Below are 1,693 nucleotides of genomic sequence, written 5' to 3'. Positions count from 1 at the left end.
CTATCGGCGTCGTCATCCTGAGGAACCTGAAGCGGATCCTTTGCGACCGGCTGAGGTCCAGCAACATCCAACTGGAGTCTGTCCTCCAAGGACTCGGCTGAAGAAGCGCCGTACAAGAAGAAATCTACGTCAAAGTCGTAACTACGACACACTTCATATATACTTCCTGTGTGCTGCATCCCTTTCTGTGGCAGGGGGCGGCAAGTCGCCGTCTTGTCAGTGGGCCGCGTTGCGCGTCGTACCGGTGCATCGGGTGGACGCCCGCTATGCTTGCGCTTTGGGGCCCCAACATTGTCAATACGGTCGTCGAGACCGTCCTCTTCTACCATCCCGCCGTCTGGTGGGTGTCGCACGTGGTCCGCGCCGAACGTGAGAACTGCTGCGACGACATCGCCACAGGTCGCACGGGCGGCAGCGCCAGTTACGCCCGGGCCTTGACCATGCTCGAAGAGCGCCGCGTCATGGCGCTCGCCGTCCAGCCTCAGGAAGCCACCTCATGAAACGCATCCGACGCATCCTCAAAATCAACGCCCCGGCCGATCCGGCCCCCGCCGCCCGTCCGGCCACCCTTGTCATCACCGTGGCCATGATGGCTTTGGCTGCGACTGTCTTGGCCAACCCTCAGACGGCCACCGGCCATGAGCCAGACACCATGGTCACCAAGGACGTGCGGGGCGACTTTGTCGCCCTCGCCACCCCGGTCGGCGACATCGGTTCGATCGGCCAGATGAAGCGAGGCGACAAGGTCGTCAAGGTCGGCTTGAAGCCGGATCTGGTCCTCCGCAATCCGCGGGCGGTCAATGGTCAAGACATCGACTTGTCCTACGTCACGGGCGAAGACGGCAAATCGGTTGTCATCTTTCTAGACGGGCGAATGGTCAGCCCGAATGGCGAACGGACCATGGTTCTGACGGCTGTACCGAACCATCGCCAGGGCGAGTCGTACGTCATCTCGCTTCCCGGGGGCCTGCTGGATCCTGAGTCCGAGATTCACGCGGGATCCATCGTCAAGCTAGCCCTTGAGCCGTCGTCCGACGGATCGACCCTGATCCTTCGGCCCGTCATCTCACCAAGTGCCGAGAAGGATATGGTCAAGGTCGAGGGCAAGCGACCTCGGGCCGTGCGGGCGGCGACGATCGCCCCGGTGGCCGAAGTCCAAGCCGTCCCCACAAAGACACGACCCGCCAAGGCACCCCGGGCGAAAGCTGCAAAAACAGGCAACACTTCAAGCGCGGTCGCGGCGTCGGCAAGCGTCTCCTATGTATCGGCATCCCAAGCCCCGAATGCGGTGACCGCCGGGAGCCCGACGCGGGCCGAAGGAAGCGAGCCCCGGATCACTCTGCTGGCTGACGGAGACTACATCAGTCAGGCTGTCCGCAGCCTCGTCGTCCAGTCCGAACTCTCCGTCTTGATCGAACCTGGCGACTACCGACGGGTGACCCTGTTCACCCGAGGGCTGAAGGCGGAGGAGACCTTGTCCCTCATCGTCAGGGCTGCCAACGGCGTCTTGCGCCACGAAGGCAAGACCTGGATCATCTCGCCGCGCACGCCGAAGGCCGAGAACAAGGCGTCCGGGTCCGCCACCGGCCGGTAACCCGGCGGGCCAAACAAAGACCGGCGCCCCGTCTTGCGGACGGGGCGCCGGTTCTCGTTATGTCAAGTCCGACCGTGAGACGACTACTTGTCCAGGCTG

2 protein-coding genes are annotated in these 1,693 nt (G+C 63.4%); both read left to right on the top strand.

Features of this window, described 5'->3' with window-relative positions; genetic code table 11:
• Window positions 1–266: 266 nt before the first annotated feature.
• A complete protein-coding gene (locus KF857_13055; protein MBX3112921.1) occupies window positions 267–500 on the top strand; it encodes a hypothetical protein in 234 nt (77 codons plus the stop codon).
• A complete protein-coding gene (locus tag KF857_13050) occupies window positions 497–1,594 on the top strand; it encodes a hypothetical protein (protein MBX3112920.1) in 1,098 nt (365 codons plus the stop codon). Before KF857_13055 ends, KF857_13050 begins: the two co-directional genes overlap by 4 nt.
• The last annotated feature ends 99 nt before the right edge of the window (window positions 1,595–1,693 follow it).

The sequence above is a fragment of the Fimbriimonadaceae bacterium genome, from assembly GCA_019638795.1.
Taxonomy (GTDB): Bacteria; Armatimonadota; Fimbriimonadia; order Fimbriimonadales; family Fimbriimonadaceae; genus JAHBTB01.
This window is presented reverse-complemented; position numbering and strand designations above follow the sequence as displayed.